This is a genomic window from Ruegeria sp., assembly GCF_965221235.1.
Classification (GTDB): domain Bacteria; phylum Pseudomonadota; class Alphaproteobacteria; order Rhodobacterales; family Rhodobacteraceae; genus Ruegeria.
On the sequence record NZ_CBDCRS010000004.1, the window covers coordinates 3,220,134 to 3,241,505 of the forward strand.

Genomic DNA, 21,372 nt, shown 5'->3' on the forward strand with positions numbered 1-21,372 from the left:
AGAAACACCAAGAAGTTCACACTCAATGCCCTGACGATGCCGCGACGATAAATGCGCCCTTTCCAAGTACCTTTAAACTCGTTTGGTTTGCGTGATCTTGGATTGGGGTGTTCAAATTTCTTTGGCATATCTGCACCTCAAACTGAGGGCAGGATAATAGGATTCGTGCAGGCTGCACAGATCAGGCGGGTACTCTGTTTTCGATCCGCCCCATATGCAGCATCAGGCCAAACCCCGTCAGGCTCATGACCAGAATGCCGGTGGTCAGAGGGGTCAGGGACCCGTCGAACAGCAACCCGATTGGTCCAGCGATGACTGCGGCAAGCACGGTGGATACTGCGCCGATGACAGACGCGGCCATGCCGGCGATATGACCCATCGGCTCCATCGCGATGGCGTTCAGGTTGCCCATGGTCATGCCCGCCATGAAGAAGATCGAGGTCTGCCAAAAGACGAACATCGCAAAGGAAAGGTTCGCCGAAAGCGGCATCATATCCAGAACGATAACGCCCGTTGTGATAACGATCTGCGCGCCAAGGGCCCAGGTCACCAGCCGCCGCATCCCTACGCGGATCACAAGTGCTGCGTTCAACAGACTGGCCGAGCCTGCCATCAGGGCCACGAAGCCGAACCAAAAGGGGAAACTGTCTGCACTGTCATGGATCACGTCATAGACCGGCTGCACCATGGTCAGCATGGTGAACAGCATTCCCAGGCACAATGTCTGAACAAAGATCGACACGCGCACGGTCGGATGCGCGAACATCTCACGCGCGGCCGAGGCCATCAGGGGCAGGCGCAGCGGTCGGCGATTTTCGGGCTTCAACGGCTCCGGCAGGCGGAGGCCCATCCAGACCATCGTGATCACCGAGAACAACATGAACGACACGAAAATGCTGCGCCATCCTGCGATTGCAATCACTCCGGCCCCCAGCATCGGGGCTACGGCTGGCACGAGCGTAAAGATCATCATGGCGATGGACACGATCCGCGCCATTTCGCGGCCCGAGTACAGGTCTCGGATGATGGCCATAGCGACCACGCGCGGCGCAGCGCAACCGACGCCCTGCGCAATTCGGGCCATCAGCAACAGTTCCAGCGAAGAACTCGCCCAAGCCACGGCCGCCGCGCCGATATAGAGCGCTGAGCCCACATAGATCACCGGCTTGCGTCCGAAGGCGTCTGACAAAGGCCCGACGAAAAATGTGCCGATCCCCATGCCCAAAACGAAAGAGGTGAGGATCAGCTGCGCCCGGTTGACGTCATCGGGGCTGAGCTGCGCGCCGATCTCGGGCAGGGCCGGCAGCATCGAGTCGATGGAAAACGCGATTGTCGCAAACATCATTGCGACAAGTGCGACGAACTCTCCTGAAGACATGCGACTGGCCATACCGCCCCTCCTGACCTGTTCGCGCTATCACGACAGGGCGGGCGACGCTAGGCATCAATGCGCACAGGGGGCTGTGCTAATTTGCAGGGGAGGCCTCAATCTGAGACATGATCTCGCCGATCACTTTTTCCCACATTTCAGGCGGTTGCGCGCCGGGAACGGCGTGTTGATTAGCGACAATGTAGGTCGGGACGGAATTCACGCCCATCTGCCGCGAATGGGTGTCGCGGGTGCGAATATCCTCGCGGTCGGCGTCAGAATTCAACAATTTCAGCACCACCGCCGCGTCCATACCAACACCGTCGGCGATATCGGCCAGAACTTCGTGATCACCGATATCGCGCGCCTGCGCGAAATACGCGTCGAACAGGGCGTCCACGACCTCATTTTGTTTGCCCTCAATCCCGGCCCAGTGGATCAGGCGGTGGGCGTCCAGCGTGTTGGGAGTGCGTTTCATGCCCTCGAAATCAATGCTCAACCCTGCGTTCTCGGCATGTTCGACCACAGGGGCATAGGCGCGAACGGCGCCGTCCTTGCCACCGAATTTACGCTCAAGATATTCACGGCGGTCCATACCCTGATCCGGCATGTCGGGATTCAATTGGAAAGGATGCCATTCGATGACAAAAGGATGGTCCGGGATGGCGGCCAGCGCCTTGTCTAGATGGGTTTTGCCGATATAGCACCACGGGCAGATCGGGTCTGACATGATGTCGAGTTTGACGGTCTGGGTCATGGTGTCGTCGCCTTGAAATAGGCCGGCAGCGCCCGGCGCAGGAGTTTGCCGTTTCCGCCGGTGGGCAGTTCGGGCAGGTGGATAAACGCGCGCGGTTGTTTGTATCGCGCCAGATTGTCCTCGACATAGGTGCGCAGGGCGACCTCGTCCAGCTTTTCCGGCCCGGTATAGAAGGCCGCTATCACGAATGTGTCCTGTTTGACCTCGACCGCTGCCGCGCCCACCTGCGTGATGCCGGGGTATTTGGACAGCGCGGCCTCGACCTCGACCGGAGAGACGCGGTAGCCGCCTGCGTTCATCATATCGTCGTCGCGGCCCAGATAGGTGATCTGACCATCCACAGCCATTGCACCCTGATCTCCGGTAAGGAACCAGTCGCCTTGCATCCGTGCCTCGGCCTCAGCGGGGGCGTTCAGATAGGTCAGCATCAGGCCTGGGTCCGAGCGGTGGATGGCGATGGTGCCTTCTTGTCCTTGTGGCACCGGTCCGTCCGGCCCAAGGATGGCCACGCGGCGACCCGGCTGCGGTTGTCCCAGCGCCTCGCCGCGCGCGGGATGGGCGGGGCTGGATGAGATGAAGGTCGAGCATTCGGACATACCGAAGGCCTCATACAACTCGGTCCCGGTTGTATCAGCCCATTGCGCCTGCAGGTGGCGCGAGAGTTTCTCACCAGCACACAGCCCATGACGAAGGTCCGGCAGACGCAGACCGTTCGGAGTTTTCAGAAGTTTGCGGAATACACCCGGTGCCGCGGCGAAGATTGTGGCGCGGTGCTGGCGCAGCAGGGCAGGCAGCGCGTCCGGGTCGGTACCCGGTTCTGGTATTAGGGCCGTTGCGCCGATGGTCCAGGGATCCATAAGCCCGGTACCCAGCGTATAGGTCCAGTTGAACGCCCCCGCGTGACACAGACGATCCGAGTCTCGCAGCCCGTACCAACCATCCACCATCATCTGCCGCGCCCAGATGGCACGATGCGCGTGCGCCACAGCGCGCGGCTTGCCCGAGGTGCCAGAGGTATAGACTACGTAGGCCAACCGGTTCGGATCGCCGAATTGAAACTTGGCCGGGGGCAGGGTGCGCATCTGCGCCAGTTCGTCCAGCGTGATCTGGACCGGATGCTCGGCGCAGGCGACTTTGGGGTCTCTCAGGATCGCGGCTGGGTTCAGATCCGCGATCATCCGCGCGGTTTCGGGTTCGGTCAGTTGCGATGAGGTGGGAACAGGAATGATACCGACAGCAATCGCCCCGAGATAAGCAATCGGAAAGTCTACCGTGTTCCCCAATCGCATCAATGCGATGTCGCCCGGCTTTAATCCGGCGCTCAGCAATCCCGAGGCCGTGCCCAGAATGGCAGACTTCAGCGCGCGATATGTCCAGTCCTCGGTCCCATCCGGGCGCAGCACGGACAGCGCAACCTTGTCAGAGTCTGCGTCCGCCTGGCGCAAAACATGAGCTGCCAGATTGAACGGTTCGGGGCAGGTCGGGGGCGGCCCCTGATCGAAAACAGAAAGCATGGCAACTGGCTAACGTGCCACCTGCCGCGTTGCAAGCGGGACGGGCTGGGCCTATAGAGTTGCGCATGACCACGAACGAACAGCCCTCTCTGATCCGCATCGCCCGCGACTCGGGTGAGAATACCGAGCTTGAACCGCTGGACCTTGGCGCGCGCGTGCGCCAGCTGCGCAAGGCGCGGAACTGGACACTGGAACAGGCAGCCTCACAGGCGGGGTTGGCGCGGTCCACGCTCAGTAAGATCGAAAACGGGCAGATGTCGCCGACCTATGAGGCGTTAAAGAAGCTGGCCACCGGTCTTGAGATTTCGGTGCCGCAATTGTTCACCCCACCGCAGCGGGAGCAGGTCATTGGCCGCATGGCGGTGACGCGAATGGGAGAAGGCTCGGCGCATCCGACGGTCACATATGAGCATGAGTTGCTGGCTGATACGCTGACTAAAAAACAAATGCTGCCGTACCGCGCCCGGGTGCGGGCGCGCTCAATGGACGAGTTCGACGGCTGGGTGCGCCATGATGGCGAGGAATTCCTGTATGTGCTGACCGGAGTGGTGAAGCTGTATACCGAGTTCTACGAGCCTGTCGAAATGCGCCGTGGAGACACCGCATACTACGATGCCAGCATGGGACATAACGTTATTTCCGTCAGTGACGAGGATGCGACGATCCTTTGGATCACGTCACTTGCTTAATGCTCTGCTGAATTCGCGGTTCAGACCTTCTGTGAACAGAAAATCCTCAAGCTCTTCGTGTGCTTCGGTGACGGTCAGGTGATGGCGTTCGGCCAGATACGCTTCAAACCCTTTTCGATCTTTACTCAGCCGTACCTTGTCCTGATCCAACAGGTTTGGAAAACGCCGTTTGGCGCGCGAATACATGGCATCCCAGTCTTGCGTCAGGTCGGTCCAGTTCAACATCAGTCAGCTTCCGTAGTTTTGGTTGGCTCAGTTCGTAAATCGTATGCAAGCTTCACGTTTCTGATATGATCTTGGGAAAATCGAGGAGGTATTGACAGTGGATCACAAGCAGTTTCAGGAGTGGTTATCCCGCATAGACGGTCTCAGTCTGGCGCAGAGGCAGCAAGCACAGGCTGTGTTGCTGGGGGAAACTGAGCCATCCGCTTCGCTGGCAGCGATCGAAGCGCGCGTCGCCGAGGACCGTGAGTGCCCGCATTGTGGCACGCCTGGCGCGGTTTCGCGGGGCAAAGCCCGAGGGCTACAGCGGTATCAATGCAAGGCCTGCAACAAGACTTTCAACGCGGCAACGGGCACGGCTTTACAGGGCCTGCACAAGAAGGACAGATGGCTCGCCTTTGGGGGCTGCCTTGCGGATGGGCTGACCGTTCGCGCGTCTGCAAAGCGCTGTAATTTTGCCGTCTCTACGGCGTTTCGTTGGCGGCACCGATTTTTAGGCACGAAGGACCAGGACCCTCCAAAACTCAAGGGCATTGTCGAAGCCGACGAGACCTATGTTCTCAAGAGCCGCAAGGGCGATCGCAAACTTGATCGCAAGGCGCGCCGCAGGGGCGGCAAGGCCAGCAAGCGCGGTCTGTCAGACGAACAGGTTCCGATATTGGTTGCCGTGGACCGAGGCGGCACAACGGCGTGTTCCGTCCTTCCATCTGTCACAGCTGACAGCATACACAGCGTTCTGGAACCCCGGATTGATGATGACATCCTTCTGGTCACTGATGGAAACAACGTTTACCCGCCCTGCGCCAAGTCACTTGGGGTCAGACACGAAGCATTGAACCAGTCCGCCGGTGAACGGGTGCGTGGGGTGGCTCACATACAAACAGCCAACAATCGGCACAGTGGGTTGAAGGACTTCCTGCGCCGCTATCGCGGCGTTTCGAGCAAATACCTCGAAAACTACCTGCGATGGTTCGAACGGTGTGACCTGCTGAAATCATCGGCCAGATCCTGTCTCGCGACCGCGATTGGGACCTCATGCACACAATTTGCGAACTGAGCCTTTTGGTTACTCGGTTGCTCTCCCCTTGATCAGGGTACGGACCGCACCGGTATCCACGCGCATGACAAAATGTCGCACTCTGAGAGAGGGTGACTTAAGGTCAAAAAGCCCGTTGCGAGGTTTCCGCAACGGGCTGACGGACCTGAGATTGGAGTGAGTGGAGGCCGGTCCGCAAATTCCTGACGTACCGGGCCGCTTTCCAGGCTATCCAGCGAATTTCACAGAATTTTTCTGATCAAACAGCACGGTACAATAGCTACAACGTACAGGGCAGGACGGTCATCCGTAAAGCCCCTTGTGCCAGTTTTTTCCGCTGCGCCTGAAAATAGACATCCACCGCATTTGTAGCGGAGTCGCCATGTTGATGCACAATATAGGGTATTGTTTTACGGCTGTGCTAATTTCCGCCGACGACCAAAGCGTTCCAATCAACTGAACCGCAGAATGGGCATTTCAAATGCAGCAAATCCTGTTCTGGTTGATGCAGGGCTTTTCAGCCCTGTGTTTTCATTCCTCGTACCACCAAACCTGCGGCATATATTCTGGCCCGTCGCCATAGATCGGCAAGGTCTGTGGTTGCCGCAACTCCTTGGCGTGGGCAATACGCCCTACGTCGAAATTCCACAGTGGAATGACATAGCGTCCGGCGGTCAGAACCCTGTCCAGCGCGCGGGTGGCGGCGACGAAATCCTCATGGCTTTCCGAGGCCAGCATGGCGTCGATCATCCCGTCAACAGCGGGCGAAGAAACACCCATCAGGTTACGGGTGCCGGGGGTGTCGGCATTTCCGCTGCCCCAGTAGAGCCGTTGTTCATTGCCGGGTGACAGGGACATGGCGCGGCGGAAAAACGTCATGTCGAAATCCAGTTCGGCTTTGCGGCCGGTGAATTGCGCGTTGTCCACCTGCTCGACATTGACCTGAATGCCCAAACGCTCCAACGCGCGGGTATAGATTTCAATCGCCGTCTGGCCTTCGGTATCGCCCTGTTGCAGCAGAACTGTGATCGCAAAATCCTCACCGTCCTGATTGCGCAAGACGCCGTCCTGCACGGTCCATCCAGCCTCAGCCAGCAGGGCGTTGGCCTTGCGGATATTGGCGCGATTACGGGCGGACCCGTCGCCTATGGGCAGCTCGTAGCCCTCCAGCGCGCCAGGCGGCAGATCGTCGGCATAGGGCTGCAACAGGTCCGAGACCCGACCAGAGGCAGGGCCGGGCTGCATCCCCAGATCCGAGCCCGAGAAATACGAGGTGATCCGGGGCTGTACGCCACCAGTAATCGTGTCGTTGATGAATTCAAAGTTGAAGGCCAGCATCAACGCCTCGCGCACACGCCAGTCATCGAACGGAGCCTTTCGGGTATTCATAACGAACCCGGTCATGCCCGAAGGTTTACCGTGCGGGATCTCAGTCTTGACCACATCACCGCGCTGAACGGCCGGGAAGTTGTATTGGGTGTCCCATTTGTCCGCGTTGAACTCACGCACGGCGGTCAGTTCCCCAGCTTTGAACGCCTCGAACAGGACGGTGCCGTCGCCGTAGAACTCGATCCGTATCTCGTCCAAATTCATGGTGCCACGGCGGAAGGGGATATCCGCACCCCAATAATCCGGGTTGCGGCGCAGGTTCACGTAACGACCAGCCTCATAGCTGTCGATCACATATGGGCCTGTTCCGATCGGAATGTCATGCAGGGCGGCGTTGGCGAAGTCTTTACCCTCCCACTGCGCCTTTTGCAGGATCGGACGCAGCGCGGCGATCAGCGCCAATTCCCTGTCGGGTTCGTTGAACGAAATGCGAACCGAGCGAGGGCCGGTCTGCTCGATACTGTCAATCTTGTCCCAAAGCCCGCGATAGCGCAGATGCCCCTCAGTCCCCAACGTCTCATACGACCAGATGACATCGTCAACCGTCACCGGGTTGCCATCGGAAAACTGGGCGTCTTCACGAAGGGTAAATTCTACCCAAGACCGGTCCGGTGCAGTCTCAACTGATTCGGCTAACAACCCGTAAAGAGTGAAAGGTTCGTCCCAGGATCGGCCCATAAGGCTCTCATGGGTCCAAAATCTTAGCTGCCAGGGCGAGGTGCCTTTTTGCACAAACGGGTTCAAACTGTTATAGCCGCCGGTATTTCCAAAAACGACCTGTCCGCCTTTGGGCGCGTCGGGATTGGCATAGGGCAGAGACACAAAATCCGGTGGTAGGGCCGGGTCTCCGTACATAGCTATGCCATGGGCCGATTCTGCATGGACCATTGAGGCGGCAAAAACCGAGGCGATTCCCACGATCAGAGAACGAACGGGGCGTAGAAAATCGGTACGCATTTTGGAAACAATCCTGCTCAGGCCTTATTTTGTTGGGATTCACCGTACCGATGATTTTTCTTATTTTCAAACTTTTAGCTTGGACGGATGCAAGGAATTGCGTATAAAGGTTGCACTGCTCGATAGGTTTCTTGCCTGTATGAAACCTGCCTCAATAACTTAACGCCCGCTTCGTGCGGGCGTTTTTTTTGGCGTTTTTTCCCGGTGATATCGAAGCCTGTTGTTTCCCCGTTCACTTTGCAGGTGCAGCATGGCACTGTGCGGCCAAAGCGGATTTTGAGGGAGAGAGCCAATGAGCCTGTCAGGAAAAACGGCAATTATCACGGGGTCGAATTCAGGGATCGGACTAGGGGTCGCACGCGAGCTGGCAAAGGCTGGGGCAGATGTGGTTCTGAACTCGTTCACCGACCGGGATGAGGATCACGCGCTGGCAGCTGAAATCTCGAATGAGACGGGAACCAACGCGCGCTACATCAAAGCCGACATGTCCAAAGGTGACGAATGCCGGGCTTTGATTGAAAAGGCGGGCGCCTGTGACATTCTCGTGAACAACGCGGGCATTCAGCATGTCGCACCGATTGATCAGTTCCCGGTCGACAAGTGGGACGCGATTATCGCGATTAACATGAACTCGGCCTATCACACGATGGCGGCAGCTCTGCCGATGATGCGCAAGGCCGGATGGGGCCGCATCGTGAATATTGCTTCGGCGCATGGTCTGACGGCATCGCCCTTCAAGGCCGCATATATCGCAGCGAAACACGGCGTGGTCGGAATGACCAAAACCGTGGCGCTGGAAACCGCACAGGAGCCAATCACCTGCAATGCCATCTGTCCGGGTTATGTTCTGACACCTCTGGTCGAAGCACAGATTCCGAACACGATGAAGGAATACAACATGAGCCGTGAGGACGTTGTGAAGAACGTTCTGCTGGAGCGTCAGCCTTCGAAAGAATTCGCAACGGTCGAGCAATTGGGCGGCACGACAATCTTCCTGTGCTCGGACGCTGCGGCGCAGATTACGGGGACGACGATTTCCGTGGATGGGGGCTGGACGGCTCTTTAAGTTCCGATGGTTTATTTGGACCTTGGAGTTTTCGTGAAAGGGAAATCAACTGAATGAGAAACACTGAATTTCGCTACTTCAAGTTGGTTGATGAGAATGCGGTATCGACCCCATGCTTGCAGTACTTCAGAATTTCTAATGAAGGTGCGGTTTTAGAAAGCATAAATCACTATCCACCTACCTCACCAAAAAGAATCTCCAGCCCTGAAGTCTTAAGTGTAAGCGAGAATAATCTCATAGGATCGCTGTCGATTGATCCAGAACCTCCAGATGAGTTCGAAGAGGAATGGGAAGGTGGTTATTCCATAGAGATTTCAAGAGACGAATATGAGAATGCTCTGGATGCTGCTCTCAAAAATGAATGACGGAGGCCGCAAGTGAAACGGATAAATCTGGCTTTGCAGGGTGGAGGCGCGCACGGCGCGTTTACCTGGGGCGTTCTGGATCGTCTGTTGGATGAAGATGACGTTGAGGTCGCGGCGATCACCGGGACCTCTGCCGGGGCGCTCAACGGGGCTGCGTTCAAGTCGGGCATGGTCCACAACGGACGTGATGGCGCACGGGCCAATCTGAACGGGCTGTGGGAGCGTATGGGCGCGGTCGGGGACATGCGCCTCGCCAACTGGATGCAGGCGATGGAGCCTGCGCAGATCGCCCATGCAATGGAGTATTCCTTACCGTTTTCCGTGGGGGATGCTTGGTCGCGGCTGGTGTCGCCCTATGCCTATGGTCCGTTTTATCGCAATCCTTTGGAATCGGTGGTGGATCGGTTCAATTTCGACGAAATCTGTGCCGACCAAGGGCCGCGTCTGTTTGTCTGCGCCACCTGTGTGCGCAGCGGCAAGATCCGGGTGTTTACGGGCGAAGAGGTCTCAACCAACGCAATCCTAGCGTCGGCTTGTTTGCCGAACCTGTTTCAGGCCGTTGAGATTTTCGATCCGAAATCCGGCCGGACCGAGGCGTATTGGGATGGCGGCTATACTGGAAATCCGGCGCTTTACCCACTGTTCAACAGCGACTTGCCAGAAGATGTGGTGATCGTGAACATCAATCCGCTGGAACGGGATGAAGTGCCCAAGACGCCTCAGCAAATTCAGAACCGGATCAATGAGATCAGCTTTAACTCTTCGTTGTTCCGCGAGCTGCGCGCGATAAGTTTCGTGCAGCGCCTGCTGGATGAAGGTAAGCTGAAAGCCGGTGAGATGAGCCGGGTTCTGGTTCACATGATTGCCGACGACGAACTGATGAACGATCTGTCGGTTGCAACAAAGACGGTACCAAACCCTGTGATTCTGCATAAGCTGAAAGAGGCCGGGCGCGCGGCGGCGCACCGTTTCCTCAATGATCACAAGTCGGATTTGGGCAAAACCAGTACGGTCAATCTGCCCGTAATGTTCGGCTGATTACTCGGGCGGTTGCGTCGGGTCTTTTTCGTTGGGGTAAACCAGTCCTGCCGAAATCACCAGCTTGGCGGCGTCTTCGATGCTCATGTCCAGCAGGATCACGTCTTCGGCGGGGAAGAACAGCAAAAAGCCCGAAGTTGGGTTTGGTGTGGTCGGGATGAACACGCTCAGCAGGTCGCCCGCGGTTTCGGCGCGTGTACTGACTTCGCCCTTGGCTGTGGTCGACACAAACCCGATGGCCCAGATGCCCCGGCGGGGGTACTGCACAAGGCAAGCTTTCTCGAATGACCGTTCCGTCTGCGCAAAGACCGTTTCCGAAATTTGCTTGATCCCGGAATAGATCGAGCGGACGACTGGCATCCGGTCGACGAGGCTTTCGGTGAACGAGATGAACGAGCGGCCCAGAATACCCTTGGCCACCCAACCAACGAGAACGGTGAACACCAGAAAGATGATGACACCGACGCCGCGCAGGTTGATGCCCACGTATTGTTCCGGCTGAAACTGCTGTGGGATCAGAGGCAGGACCGCGCTGTCGATCCAGCCGACGACGGACCAGATCAGCCAGATCGTCAGCCAGACAGGGGCAATGACCACAATACCCGTCAGGAACGATGCGCGCAGCCGGGAAAACAGGCCGGGGCGGCGATGGGGTTCTTCGTCAAACGGAGTGTTCATTGCGATCCTGAGTGGTTTGCCGATTTAAGTAAGCAGTCCCGGGGTTTGGTACAATAGGGTAATCCTACGCCTGTCGCGTCAGTGCAATTGCGATACCAGCAGCAAGGCGGGCATTGTTGCGTACCAGCGCGATGTTGGCGGTGAGAGAGCGGCCCTCGGTCTGTTCGTAAATGCGCTGCAACAGATAGGGTGTTACGCCCTTGCCAGTGATCCGATGCGTGTCCGCGTCGGCCTGGGCAGAGGCGATGATAGGCGCCAGTTCCTCAGCCGGGATTTGGTCCTCGGTGGGGATCGGGTTGGCGATCAGCTGGCCGCCGGGTAGACCAAGCGCGCGGCGGGTGGCGTGGGCCTTGGCGATATCCTCGGCGTTGTCCATCCGCAAAGGCGCGGCATAGGGCGACTTGGCCGACCAGAAGGCGGGGAATTCGTCCTGCCCATGCGCGATGACGGGGACGCCGAGCGTTTCCAATACCTCAAGCGTTTTGGCCAGATCGAGGATGGCTTTCGCGCCCGCGGCGACGACAGTCACAGGGGTCTGTGCCAACTCATGCAGGTCGGCAGAAATGTCGAATGAGGTCTCGGCCCCCTGATGGACGCCACCGATGCCGCCCGTGGCAAACACGGCGATCCCGGCGTAATGCGCGGCGATCATCGTGGCGGCAACCGTGGTCGCCCCGGTGCCGCCGGTGGCGATGCAGGCGGCCATGTCCGCGCGGGACAGTTTGGCGACGCCTTGCGCCTGACCCAGTGACTTCAGCTCATCGGCTTCCAGACCCACGTGCAGTTGACCGTCGATCACTGCAATGGTGGCCGGTATGGCGCCTGCATCGCGGATATCCTGTTCGACCTGTGCTGCGACTTCGATGTTCTGAGGGTAGGGCATCCCATGCGTAATGATGGTGCTTTCCAGCGCAACGATGGGCTGGCGTGCGTCTTTGGCGGCGCGGACCTCGGCTGAGTATTGAATGTCGATCACAGTGGGGTTTCTCCGGAAACGTATGTTGCTGCGGCGTGCAGGGCGCGGCTCAGGGCCTCGTGGCTGGATGCTCCGCCGGATTCTGAGGCGATATGGGCCGCCATGAAGGTGTCACCTGCGCCGGTCACGCGGGTGACCAGAACAGGCGGGGGTGTTTGGGTGAGGATTTCATCCGCGTTGCCCACCGTGGCCGAGTTGCCTCCGTCCGTGACCAGCACGCGCAGCGCCCCACGATCCAGCAGCCCTTTGGCAGCGCTCTCGGAGTCGGTGAACTCGCGTTGGCACAGGATACCGGCCTCTTCGAGGTTCACATATAGCGTTGCGCGGGCATGTTTGAGAAACGGCAACAGGCGCTCGGCCTTACCGGGCGAAGCCGGTGCCACGCGCAAATCCGCCTTGGCAAATGCCGGGCTGCGCGCGATCTCCTCAAGCAGGTCCAACGTCAGGTTGCCGTCCAATGCAATCGGGCCTTCATACGGGGTGTTTTCACAGCCCAAAGGCCCGTGCATCAGCGGGCGCAGAATCTTGGCCCCTGCGGCCTCGAGCGAATGCGCGTCGGCAATGGCGGCGATCAGTCCGTTGGCCCCTTCGACGGCCATATAACGGTCGGTCGGCAAATCCTGCGAGCGATAGATGTGGTCCGTGACCATCCCCAACCGTGCGCAGGCATTGACCAATTCATCGCCTTCGGGGTCGCGGCCAATGGCGGTCAGCAGGGTCGGCGTCATGCCGAACCGGACCAATGTCATGGCGATGTTCATGGCCACACCGCCGGGCAGGCGGGTGATCCGCCCCGGCACGTCCGAGCCCTGCCGCATCGCGCTGGCCGAGCGTCCGATTACGTCCCAAAGGACCGAACCAATACACAGGATTTCGCTGTTCTGAGTCATGCGAAACTCATGCCGCAGCCCCGGCGCGTGCGCAAGGGTTAACGCTCACATCGCGTCGGTCAGAGTTTTCAACGCGGCCAACGGGTCATCCTGCGACCAGATTTCATCTCCGATGCCGAAGAAATCGGTGTGAGGGGCAAGGTCCCGGATCAGATCGGAGGTCAGGCCACCTTCGGCCACGACCGGAACCTCGATCATCTCGGACCACCACTGGAACAGGTCCTTTTTTGCTGTTGTTCCATCACCCAAAGCCGACGCGCCGACGGGGCCGAACGCGACATAATCCACGCCGGCCTCGCCTGCGGTCATGCCGTCATGGCTGGAGGCTCCGCAGAAGCTGCCGACGATAGCATCTGCGCCCAACTCTTTGCGCGCAGCCCGGACCGAGCGTGCCGCGTCGTCCAGATGCACCCCATCCAGCCCCAGCCGTTGCGCCAGCAGCACGTGGTTCGAGATCACCAGCGCCACGTCGCGCGCATGGGCAACCTCGCGGCAGGCATCGGCGGCGCGGGCGATGGCGTCCTCATCCGCTCCGGCCAGCGCCAACCGGATACAGGCGATCTCAGCCCCGTCCAGGACGCGGCCCAGTTGCTCGGGGAATGTGCTCAGGGTGATCGAGGGTGGGGTGATCAGGTAAATCTGCGGTTGCTCGGGGGTGTCCATGGGCGCGTCCTTCGCTTTCAGTCTTTGGCGCGGTTTAGCGGATTGCGCGGGGGAAGCAAACTTTTATGCCTGCCGAGCGGGTATTTGGGGCCGGAAGGAGCGGATCGGGTTGCTCTGCTGCATCTTGGGGATTAGAGCGGGCGAAGATTTTCGGAGACAGCCATGCCCAGCGATACATCTCAGCCTTCCTTCGTGCTCGTGCGCCCTCAGATGGGGGAAAACATCGGTGCCGCTGCGCGGGCGATGTGGAATTTCGGGCTGGATCGAATGCGGATCGTGGCCCCGCGCGACGGATGGCCGAACCCCAAGGCCGTGGCGATGTCCAGCGGCGCGGGGCGGTTACTGGACGAAGCGCAGTTGTTCGACGATTTGGCCGGGTCTTTGGCTGATAGTACCTTTGTCTTCGCAACCACAGCGCGGCAGCGTGGCTTGACCAAGCCAGTATATAGCCCCGAACGCGCGATGAAGCTCGCGGCCGAGAAGGTTGCTGCGGGTGAGAAGGTGGCCGTTCTGTTCGGGCCGGAACGGGCAGGGCTTGAGAACGAGGATATCGCCAAGGCCAATGCCATCATTTCGGTTCCGGTAAATCCCGAATACGCCTCGCTGAACCTTGGTCAATGCGTTTTGCTGACCGCCTACGAGTGGATGCGCCAAACCGGAGATGTGGTGCATGAGGCCACCGATCTGGGCAAGGGCGACTGGGCGACGGGGATCGAGGTCGAAAAACTGGTCGAGCATTACGAGGACCGGCTGGACGAGGCGGGCTTTTTCTACCCGCCCGAAAAAGCCGAAGGGATGAAGACCAATCTGCGCAACTTGTGGTCGCGGATGCGGATGACGCGGGCGGACGTGCAGATGCTGCACGGGATCATGCGTCAGATGGTCCGCTGGAAGGAGAAGGGCTGAGGCTGGACCTCGGCCTCCCATAGCCCTAGCTTGCGGACAAATCAAAGACATGAGGACGGCATGAGCGGTAAGCGCAGCATCTTCCAAGAGGTCTCGGACACCGAAAAACAACAGGCGGTGCAGCCGGGCATGATCGACCGGGGCCGGGGCGGCGCACGCAAGGCGATCCGCATCTGGTTGATGATCCTGTTCGCTCTGGTCGAGATAATGATCGCCGTGGGTGGCCTTACCCGCCTGACCGACAGCGGATTGTCGATCACCGAATGGCGGCCGATCACCGGAGCCATCCCGCCAATGAACGAAGCCGATTGGCAGGCGGAGTTCGACAAGTACAAAGAGATCGACCAGTGGCGCATCCAGAACCAGTGGATGGAACTGAATGATTTCAAATTCATCTACTGGTGGGAATGGGGCCACCGCCAACTGGGCCGCGTGATCGGTCTGGTCTGGGCGGTTGGGTTCTTTGGTTTCCTTGTGGCGCGGAAAATCCCAACAGGTTGGACCAGTAAGCTGCTGATCCCCGGTGCATTGGGGGGCGTGCAAGGCGCGGTCGGCTGGTGGATGGTCGCCTCGGGCGTCACGCAGGGCGAGGGGATGACTGCGGTCGCCAGCTATCGCCTAGCCGTACATCTGGGGCTGGCCTTCGTGATCCTGGGTTTCCTCGCATGGTATATCTTTGAGCTGGGCCGTGAGGAACGTGACCTTATGCAGGCCCGACGTGCGAAAGAGCCGAAACTGTTCTCGCTTTCGACTGGGCTGCTGCACTTTACCTTTTTGCAAATACTCATCGGCGCGCTTGTCGCCGGGATCGACGCTGGGCGCTCTTACACCGACTGGCCGCTGATTGGCGGGCAACTGCTGCCGCCTGATGCAACCATGCTGGAACCGCTGTGGCGCAATTTCTTTGAAAGCCCCGGTCTGGTTCAGTTCATCCATCGTTGTGTGGGCTATCTGCTGTTCATCTTCGCCATCATCGTTTGGCGACGCGGCAGCGCCAGCGCGCACCCGCAGACACGATTTGCCTTCAACGCGGCCTTTGCGGCTGTGTCGCTGCAAGTGGTGATCGGCATCGTGACGGTGGTTTACGCCGCCCCGTGGCAGATTGCTATCGTCCACCAGCTCATGGCTGTTGTTGTCTGGACCCTGATCCTGCGCGCTCGTTTCCTGACCGCATACCCAATCGCCACCTCAATCCGCGGAGCTTAATCCTGATGACCGCTTATGATGACCTGATGGCCTTTCAACGTGAAACCTCGGCCCTCGGGCAGATTGCCGGGCGGTTGGGCTGGGATCAGGAAACGGTGATGCCGCGCGGTGCCGCACCTCAACGCGCCGAGGAAATGGCCGCGATCGAGGCGGTTCTGCACGCCCGCCGCAGCGATCCGCGTGTAGCTGAGTGGCTGGAACACGCGGCGCCTCAGGATGAGGTCGGCATGGCCCAATTGCGCGAAATCCGCCGCGCTTACGAGCGCGCGGTTAAGGTGCCTGCGGATCTGGCGACAGCGATTGCCCGCGTGACCTCGTCCGCTCAGGGCACATGGGCGCAGGCGCGTGCTGATGAGGATGTCTCGGCCTTCTTGCCGGTGCTTGAAGAGGTTGTCTCGCTAAAACGGCAGGAGGGAGAGGCCCTTGCGCAAGGCGGAGACGTCTATGACGCGATGGTCGAGGATTACGAACCCTACACGACCGGTGTCCAGATCGGAGCAATATTCGATGCGATGCGCCCGCGGTTGGTGGCCTTGCGCGCAGCGGTTCTAGACCGGCCCGAGCCTGCCGCGTTGAGCGGAAATTTCGATGAAACCATCCAGATGCGCCTGTCGCAAAAGCTGGCTGAGATTTTTGGCTATGACCTAAGCCATGGCCGGGTCGACAAGGCGGTACATCCGTTCAGCTCGGGTAGCGGTCTGGACGTGCGGATCACCACCCGGACCAGCGAAACCGACCCGTTCAACTGCTTTTACTCGACCGTTCATGAGGTCGGGCATGCCGCTTATGAGCAGGGGATTAGTCGTGATTATCTGTTGACCCCACTGGGACAGGGTGCGTCCATGGGCGTTCACGAAAGCCAAAGCCGGATCTATGAAAATCAGCTTGGCCGCTCGCGCGCCTTTACCGGGTGGCTTTACGGCGAGATGACCGAGGCCTTTGGGGATTTCGGAATTGCCGATGCAGATGCGTTTTACGCCACGGTGAACCGCGTCCACAACGGCTATATCCGGACCGAGGCGGATGAGGTGCAGTATAACCTCCATATCATGCTGCGCTTTGATCTTGAGAGGGCGCTGATGGCGGGTGATCTTCAGGTCCGCGATCTTGAGGCGGCGTGGAACGACCGATTCAAAGCTGATTTTGGATACGCGGTGGACACGCCGTCGAACGGATGTTTGCAGGATGTTCACTGGTCGGTCGGCCTGTTTGGATATTTCCCGACCTATGCGCTGGGGAATGTCTATGCCGGTTGCCTTTATCAGGCGCTGCGCGCCGCCGTGTCCGATCTGGACGCGCAACTGGCCGAAGGGAATACGTCTGGCGCGACTGGATGGCTGCGTGAAAACCTTCAGCGTCACGGGGGGCTATACGCTCCGCGCGAGAGTATACGTCGCGCGAGCGATATGGAACCGGGGCCAGAACCGTTGCTGGACTATCTGGAACAGAAGTTCGGGGGTATCTACGGCTTATGATCCGCCGCCGTGGCATCAGAATACTATCCATTTCGGTGGCGGCACTTGCGCTTGTTCTGGCGTTCAAACCAGAGCGTGAAACAGATCCGCTGGCACATCTGAAGCAGGACACAGAGTGTGGTGGTGTTGGCTTGCCGTGCAAAATCGCCGACCGGGAATACAACGTTCTGATCCCCAAGGGGACAGGACCATTTCCGGCCGTTGTCTTTTTTCACGGCTCAGGTGGTTCGGGGTCGCAAGTCATTCAAAACCTTAACCTCGTTCGTCCTATGCTAGAACGTGGCTATGCAGTCATCGCGCCAACCGCCTTGGAGATTCAATACAGAAACGGCCCGGGAACCGGATGGGTGTGGGACACGCAGCGCAATGAAAGGGATGACTTTGGGTTTGTAGCGGACATGCTCGGCGATGCGCTTAACCGCTTTTCGATCGAACCAACCCGGATCGTCACTGCGGGCCATTCCCGAGGCGGGTCGTTTTCGTGGTATCTGGCATGCGCGGATGTGGACGACCGGTTACAGGCCTTTGCTCCAATCGGCGGGACCCTGTTGCGAGAACAGCCCGGCGCGTGTGGATCATCACCGCTCGATTTCGATATGTTCTACAGCCATGGCTACTCCGACACCGTGATTCCGTTTCAGGGTATCGGGTCGTGGTTGGGAGGTTCTGGCTATATGGGCGCGATAGAGATTGCGATACGGTTTGCGCATGAGGCCGGGTGTCAGGCGGATGAGCTGATTGCGGCAGAGGGCTATGACAAGCGAATTATGAGTGATTGCCCGTCCGGATTAAGCCTGTCGGTAATCGGCTATCAGGGCGGGCACGGTATACCGGTCGGCTGGAGCAACCTGATGTTGGATTGGTTTGAAGAAGTGACAGGGTCAAACCCGAGCAGTTCATGAAAAAGCCCCGCCGGACGCCAGCAGGGCTTTTCATTCGATCTATTCTTCGGCGTCGACCTCTTCATCGCCCTGATCAGCGATCCAGGCGACTGAGACGACCTCTTCCCCTTTGCCGGTGTTGAACACCCGCACACCGCCCGCGCTGCGGGACCGGAAGGAAATGCCATCGACCGGAACCCGGATCGACTGGCCTTTCGAGGTTGCCAGCATGATCTGGTCGTCGATCTCAACCGGGAACGAGGCCACAAGTTCCCCGCCACGCATTGCCTTGTCCATTGCGGCCACGCCCATGCCGCCACGCCCGCGCACCGGATAGTCATGGCTGGAGCTGAGCTTGCCTGCGCCGCCAGAGGTGATCGTCAGGATCAGGTTCTCGGCCGCCGACATCTCGGCATAGCGCTCCTGCGTGATCGAGCCCGGGGCTGCTTCGTCTTCGTCGGTCTCGCCATCATCCGCGATACCAGCCACGGCGCGCCGCATTTTAAGATAGGCGGCGCGCTCATCGGGGTCGGCCTCGAAGTGACGGATCACCGACATCGAAACCACGCGGTCGCCGTTGGTCAGCTTGATGCCGCGCACACCGGTGGATTCGCGCGAGTTAAAGACCCGCACATCGGTGGTGCGGAAGCGGATTGCGCGGCCTGAATTGGTGACCAGCATCACGTCCTCGTCTTCCGAGCAGATGCGGGCGTTTACCAGTTCGACGTCCTCTGGCAGTTTCATCGCGATCTTGCCGTTGCGGCGGACATTGGTGAAGTCCGACAGGCGGTTGCGCCGAACATCGCCCGCGCTGGTGGCGAAAACGATTTGCAGGTTTTCCCACTCTTCATCCGGTACATCCACGGGCATGATTGCTGCGATGGAAACCCCGGTTGGGATCGGCAGGATGTTGACGATTGCCTTGCCCTTGCCGGTCCGGCTGGACTGTGGCAGGCGCCAGGTCTTGAGTTTGTAGACCATGCCTTCTGTGGTGAAGAACAGCAGCTGGGTATGCGTGTTCGCCACAAAGAGGTTGGTGACCACGTCCTCTTCCTTGGTCTGCATCCCCGACAGCCCCTTGCCGCCACGCTTTTGCGCCCGGAAATCGGCCAATGGTGTCCGCTTGATGTAACCGCCTGAGGTAACGGTGACGACCATATCTTCCCGCTCGATCAGGTCTTCATCTTCCATGTCGCCGGACCAGTCGACGATCTCGGTGCGACGGGGGACGGCGAACTGTTCGCGGACGCTGCGCAGCTCATCACCGATGATCGACATGATCCGCTCACGCGAAGACAGAATATCCAGGTATTCCTTGATCTTAGCCGCCAATTCTTCCAGCTCGTCCGTAACCTCTTTGACGCCCAATTGGGTCAGACGTTGCAGACGCAGGTCAAGGATGGCGCGGGCCTGAACTTCGGTCAGGTTGTAAGTGCCATCGTCGTTCATCTTGGACAGAGGATCGTCGATTAGACGCAGATAGCCTTCGATCTCAGACGCGGGCCAGCGGCGAGTCATCAGCTTTTCGCGCGCCTCGGCAGCGTCCGCCGACGAGCGGATAGTGGCGACCACTTCGTCCACGTTCGAAACAGCCACAGCCAGCCCGCACAGGATGTGGCTGCGCTCACGCGCCTTGCGCAGGTCATAAGCGGTGCGGCGGGCAACAACATCCTCGCGGAAGTCGATGAACGAAGTCAGGAACCGGCGCAGGGTCAGCTGCTCGGGGCGGCCACCATTCAGGGCCAGCATGTTGCAGCCGAACGACGTTTGCATCGGTGAGAAACGATAAAGCTGGTTCAGGACCACCTCGGGCGTCGCATCGCGTTTCAGTTCGACTACCACGCGCACGCCGTTGCGGTCGGATTCGTCCTGCACATGGGCCACGCCTTCGATCCGCTTTTCACGCACCGCTTCGGCGATCTTTTCGATCATCGAGGCCTTGTTCACCTGATAGGGGATCTCATCCACGACGATGGCGTAGCGGTCCTTGCGGAGTTCTTCGACACGGGTCTTGGCGCGGATGATGACGCTGCCACGGCCTTCCAGATAGGCTTTGCGGGCACCAGATCGGCCCAGCATCACGCCGCCAGTCGGGAAGTCGGGACCGGGCACGTATTCGATCAGTTGCTCGGATGTCAGGTCCGGGTCGTCAATCAGCGCCAGCGTGGCATCGACCACTTCGCCCAGATTGTGCGGTGGAATATTGGTTGCCATACCCACGGCGATACCACCGGCACCGTTCACCAGCATGTTCGGGAAACGAGCGGGCAGTACGGTTGGTTCCCTGTCTTTGCCGTCGTAGTTGTCCTGAAAATCGACCGTTTCTTTTTCGATATCGGCCAACAGGGACGCAGCGGGCTTGTCCATGCGCACTTCGGTATATCGCATAGCCGCCGGGTTATCGCCGTCCATTGAACCAAAGTTGCCCTGACCATCCAGCAACGGCAGCGACATCGAGAAATCTTGCGCCATACGCACCAGCGCATCGTAGATCGCGCTGTCGCCATGGGGGTGGTATTTACCCATCACATCGCCAACAGGGCGGGCCGACTTGCGGTACGCTTTGTCATGCGTGTTACCGGTTTCGTGCATCGCATACAGAATGCGCCGGTGGACCGGTTTCAGCCCATCACGCAGATCGGGGATCGCGCGGGACACGATGACCGACATGGCATAGTCCAGATAGGACGTGCGCATCTCGGATTCGATGGACACCGTCGGGCCGTCGTAAACGGGGCGCTCGGGCGGGGTTTCATCCATGTTTTCTGGGGTTTCTGGCGTATCGCTCACGTAAACTGCCCGTATTTTGTGCTGGGTCTATATCTTGTGGATACACCTTATCAGACCCGGCACATAAGGTGCAAGCAAGCAACGATTTTGCACGCGAAAAACCGTCGTAACACCTGAGTAACATATTGTTAACCAAGGGTTGGGAGGTTTTTGTGCTACCATAAAGAGACCTTGCAACAAATTTGGAGGTCTGCATGGAGCAAAGCGAAACCGAATTGATGCTCAAAGGATACGGGCTGACGACGGCGGAATTCTTCTACCACATGCCCGACTACATCCACGTTCTGAACACGTTCATCTGGCAGGATTACGATCTAGCGCCAGATCATCCCAAACTATTCGATTTCATCGACTTCTGGCAGCGCGAGATCGAAGGACCATTGCATTCGGTCCGGTTCACGCATCGCAAGATGATCGCGCCCGGAGAATGGCGCAATGTCGTGGGTGAGTTCCGCGTAAACTGAGTGTCGGGCCGTATTTTCGGCCAGTAACGATTGAGATGTGT

At 58.9% G+C, this 21,372-nt stretch carries 20 protein-coding genes; 10 read left to right on the plus strand and 10 right to left on the minus strand.

What is annotated here, in order from left to right:
- Nucleotides 1–181: 181 nt before the first annotated feature.
- The 3 genes from ACOQOY_RS19380 to ACOQOY_RS19390 all read right to left on the minus strand — a co-directional run bounded on the left by ACOQOY_RS19380 (nt 182) and on the right by ACOQOY_RS19390 (nt 3,640).
- Nucleotides 182–1,390 (minus strand): multidrug effflux MFS transporter, encoded by a 1,209-nt coding sequence (locus tag ACOQOY_RS19380; RefSeq protein ID WP_420586962.1) that lies wholly within the window; start codon nt 1,388–1,390, stop codon nt 182–184.
- A 76-nt stretch (nt 1,391–1,466) separates the two neighbouring features.
- The gene (locus tag ACOQOY_RS19385; RefSeq protein ID WP_420586963.1) at nt 1,467–2,126 is read right to left on the minus strand and encodes a DsbA family oxidoreductase; all 660 of its coding nucleotides are present in this window, start codon (nt 2,124–2,126) and stop codon (nt 1,467–1,469) included.
- The gene (locus tag ACOQOY_RS19390; RefSeq protein WP_420586964.1) at nt 2,123–3,640 is read right to left on the minus strand and encodes an AMP-binding protein; all 1,518 of its coding nucleotides are present in this window, start codon (nt 3,638–3,640) and stop codon (nt 2,123–2,125) included. The genes ACOQOY_RS19385 and ACOQOY_RS19390 overlap by 4 nt, the downstream gene beginning before the upstream one ends.
- Before the next feature lie 65 nt (nt 3,641–3,705).
- On the opposite strand from ACOQOY_RS19390, the gene ACOQOY_RS19395 reads away from it, so the two are divergent.
- The gene (locus ACOQOY_RS19395) at nt 3,706–4,329 is read left to right on the plus strand and encodes a helix-turn-helix domain-containing protein (protein ID WP_420586965.1); all 624 of its coding nucleotides are present in this window, start codon (nt 3,706–3,708) and stop codon (nt 4,327–4,329) included.
- On the opposite strand, the gene ACOQOY_RS19400 is transcribed toward ACOQOY_RS19395, so the two are convergent.
- Nucleotides 4,318–4,554 carry a hypothetical protein gene (locus tag ACOQOY_RS19400; RefSeq protein WP_420586966.1) on the minus strand — a complete coding sequence of 79 codons (237 nt, stop codon included), beginning with the start codon at nt 4,552–4,554 and terminating at the stop codon, nt 4,318–4,320. The two genes, ACOQOY_RS19395 and ACOQOY_RS19400, sit on opposite strands and share 12 nt — an antisense overlap.
- A 97-nt stretch (nt 4,555–4,651) precedes the next feature.
- Here ACOQOY_RS19400 and ACOQOY_RS19405 point away from each other — a divergent pair, with 97 nt between their 5' ends.
- Nucleotides 4,652–5,608, plus strand: coding sequence for an IS1595 family transposase (locus tag ACOQOY_RS19405; RefSeq protein WP_420584042.1), 957 nt, complete (start codon nt 4,652–4,654; stop codon nt 5,606–5,608).
- Between the two features lie 510 nt (nt 5,609–6,118).
- On the opposite strand, the gene ACOQOY_RS19410 is transcribed toward ACOQOY_RS19405, so the two are convergent.
- Nucleotides 6,119–7,933: an extracellular solute-binding protein gene (locus tag ACOQOY_RS19410; RefSeq protein WP_420586967.1), complete on the minus strand. Its 1,815-nt coding sequence runs from the start codon at nt 7,931–7,933 to the stop codon at nt 6,119–6,121.
- Nucleotides 7,934–8,225: 292 nt separating this feature from the next.
- Between ACOQOY_RS19410 and ACOQOY_RS19415 the strand changes: the two genes are divergently transcribed.
- The 3 genes from ACOQOY_RS19415 to ACOQOY_RS19425 are packed head-to-tail and all read left to right on the plus strand — an operon-like array spanning nt 8,226 to nt 10,402.
- Nucleotides 8,226–8,999, plus strand: coding sequence for a 3-hydroxybutyrate dehydrogenase (locus ACOQOY_RS19415; RefSeq protein WP_420586968.1), 774 nt, complete (start codon nt 8,226–8,228; stop codon nt 8,997–8,999).
- 53 nt (nt 9,000–9,052) lie between these two features.
- A complete protein-coding gene (locus ACOQOY_RS19420) occupies nt 9,053–9,364 on the plus strand; it encodes a hypothetical protein (RefSeq protein ID WP_420586969.1) in 312 nt (103 codons plus the stop codon).
- Nucleotides 9,365–9,376: 12 nt separating this feature from the next.
- Nucleotides 9,377–10,402: a patatin-like phospholipase family protein gene (locus tag ACOQOY_RS19425; protein ID WP_420586970.1), complete on the plus strand. Its 1,026-nt coding sequence runs from the start codon at nt 9,377–9,379 to the stop codon at nt 10,400–10,402.
- Here ACOQOY_RS19425 and ACOQOY_RS19430 read toward each other — a convergent pair whose 3' ends face one another.
- From ACOQOY_RS19430 to ACOQOY_RS19445, 4 genes are all read right to left on the minus strand, one after another.
- On the minus strand, nt 10,403–11,080 hold the full coding sequence (locus ACOQOY_RS19430; protein ID WP_420586971.1) for a DUF502 domain-containing protein: 678 nt from the start codon (nt 11,078–11,080) through the stop codon (nt 10,403–10,405).
- A gap of 64 nt (nt 11,081–11,144) precedes the next feature.
- The gene (locus tag ACOQOY_RS19435) at nt 11,145–12,056 is read right to left on the minus strand and encodes a pseudouridine-5'-phosphate glycosidase (RefSeq protein ID WP_420586972.1); all 912 of its coding nucleotides are present in this window, start codon (nt 12,054–12,056) and stop codon (nt 11,145–11,147) included.
- Nucleotides 12,053–12,946 (minus strand): PfkB family carbohydrate kinase, encoded by an 894-nt coding sequence (locus ACOQOY_RS19440; RefSeq protein ID WP_420586973.1) that lies wholly within the window; start codon nt 12,944–12,946, stop codon nt 12,053–12,055. The genes ACOQOY_RS19435 and ACOQOY_RS19440 overlap by 4 nt, the downstream gene beginning before the upstream one ends.
- 45 nt (nt 12,947–12,991) lie before the next feature.
- Entirely contained in the window at nt 12,992–13,609 is a 618-nt protein-coding gene (locus ACOQOY_RS19445; RefSeq protein WP_420586974.1) for a thiamine phosphate synthase, read from the minus strand.
- A gap of 162 nt (nt 13,610–13,771) precedes the next feature.
- On the opposite strand from ACOQOY_RS19445, the gene ACOQOY_RS19450 reads away from it, so the two are divergent.
- Genes ACOQOY_RS19450 through ACOQOY_RS19465 form a run of 4 tightly spaced genes read left to right on the plus strand, consistent with a single transcriptional unit; the run spans nt 13,772 to nt 18,098 of the window.
- Nucleotides 13,772–14,515 (plus strand): RNA methyltransferase, encoded by a 744-nt coding sequence (locus ACOQOY_RS19450; protein WP_420586975.1) that lies wholly within the window; start codon nt 13,772–13,774, stop codon nt 14,513–14,515.
- A 60-nt stretch (nt 14,516–14,575) separates the two neighbouring features.
- On the plus strand, nt 14,576–15,721 hold the full coding sequence (gene ctaA / locus ACOQOY_RS19455) for a heme A synthase (protein ID WP_420586976.1): 1,146 nt from the start codon (nt 14,576–14,578) through the stop codon (nt 15,719–15,721).
- 5 nt (nt 15,722–15,726) lie between these two features.
- Nucleotides 15,727–17,196 (plus strand): carboxypeptidase M32, encoded by a 1,470-nt coding sequence (locus ACOQOY_RS19460; RefSeq protein ID WP_420586977.1) that lies wholly within the window; start codon nt 15,727–15,729, stop codon nt 17,194–17,196.
- Nucleotides 17,193–18,098 carry an alpha/beta hydrolase family esterase gene (locus tag ACOQOY_RS19465; protein ID WP_420586978.1) on the plus strand — a complete coding sequence of 302 codons (906 nt, stop codon included), beginning with the start codon at nt 17,193–17,195 and terminating at the stop codon, nt 18,096–18,098. Before ACOQOY_RS19460 ends, ACOQOY_RS19465 begins: the two co-directional genes overlap by 4 nt.
- A 39-nt stretch (nt 18,099–18,137) precedes the next feature.
- Here the strand turns inward: ACOQOY_RS19465 and gyrA are convergent, their stop codons facing one another.
- A complete protein-coding gene (gene gyrA, locus ACOQOY_RS19470) occupies nt 18,138–20,867 on the minus strand; it encodes a DNA gyrase subunit A (protein WP_420586979.1) in 2,730 nt (909 codons plus the stop codon).
- A gap of 194 nt (nt 20,868–21,061) precedes the next feature.
- Here gyrA and ACOQOY_RS19475 point away from each other — a divergent pair, with 194 nt between their 5' ends.
- Complete coding sequence (locus tag ACOQOY_RS19475; RefSeq protein WP_170481731.1) at nt 21,062–21,331, plus strand: usg protein; 270 nt, start codon at nt 21,062–21,064, stop codon at nt 21,329–21,331.
- The last annotated feature ends 41 nt before the right edge of the window (nt 21,332–21,372 follow it).

Coding starts and splice junctions, on each gene's coding strand:
- ACOQOY_RS19380 (WP_420586962.1), bottom strand. CDS start 1,390: ATGGCCAGTCGCATGTCTTCAGGAGAGTTCGTCGCACTTGTCGCAATG.
- ACOQOY_RS19395 (WP_420586965.1), top strand. CDS start 3,706: ATGACCACGAACGAACAGCCCTCTCTGATCCGCATCGCCCGCGACTCG.
- ACOQOY_RS19465 (WP_420586978.1), top strand. CDS start 17,193: ATGATCCGCCGCCGTGGCATCAGAATACTATCCATTTCGGTGGCGGCA.
- ACOQOY_RS19475 (WP_170481731.1), top strand. CDS start 21,062: ATGGAGCAAAGCGAAACCGAATTGATGCTCAAAGGATACGGGCTGACG.
- ACOQOY_RS19400 (WP_420586966.1), bottom strand. CDS start 4,554: ATGTTGAACTGGACCGACCTGACGCAAGACTGGGATGCCATGTATTCG.
- ACOQOY_RS19410 (WP_420586967.1), bottom strand. CDS start 7,933: ATGCGTACCGATTTTCTACGCCCCGTTCGTTCTCTGATCGTGGGAATC.
- ACOQOY_RS19385 (WP_420586963.1), bottom strand. CDS start 2,126: ATGACCCAGACCGTCAAACTCGACATCATGTCAGACCCGATCTGCCCG.
- ACOQOY_RS19420 (WP_420586969.1), top strand. CDS start 9,053: ATGAGAAACACTGAATTTCGCTACTTCAAGTTGGTTGATGAGAATGCG.
- ACOQOY_RS19460 (WP_420586977.1), top strand. CDS start 15,727: ATGACCGCTTATGATGACCTGATGGCCTTTCAACGTGAAACCTCGGCC.
- ACOQOY_RS19430 (WP_420586971.1), bottom strand. CDS start 11,080: ATGAACACTCCGTTTGACGAAGAACCCCATCGCCGCCCCGGCCTGTTT.
- ACOQOY_RS19445 (WP_420586974.1), bottom strand. CDS start 13,609: ATGGACACCCCCGAGCAACCGCAGATTTACCTGATCACCCCACCCTCG.
- ACOQOY_RS19440 (WP_420586973.1), bottom strand. CDS start 12,946: ATGACTCAGAACAGCGAAATCCTGTGTATTGGTTCGGTCCTTTGGGAC.
- ACOQOY_RS19415 (WP_420586968.1), top strand. CDS start 8,226: ATGAGCCTGTCAGGAAAAACGGCAATTATCACGGGGTCGAATTCAGGG.
- ACOQOY_RS19450 (WP_420586975.1), top strand. CDS start 13,772: ATGCCCAGCGATACATCTCAGCCTTCCTTCGTGCTCGTGCGCCCTCAG.
- ctaA (WP_420586976.1), top strand. CDS start 14,576: ATGAGCGGTAAGCGCAGCATCTTCCAAGAGGTCTCGGACACCGAAAAA.
- ACOQOY_RS19390 (WP_420586964.1), bottom strand. CDS start 3,640: ATGCTTTCTGTTTTCGATCAGGGGCCGCCCCCGACCTGCCCCGAACCG.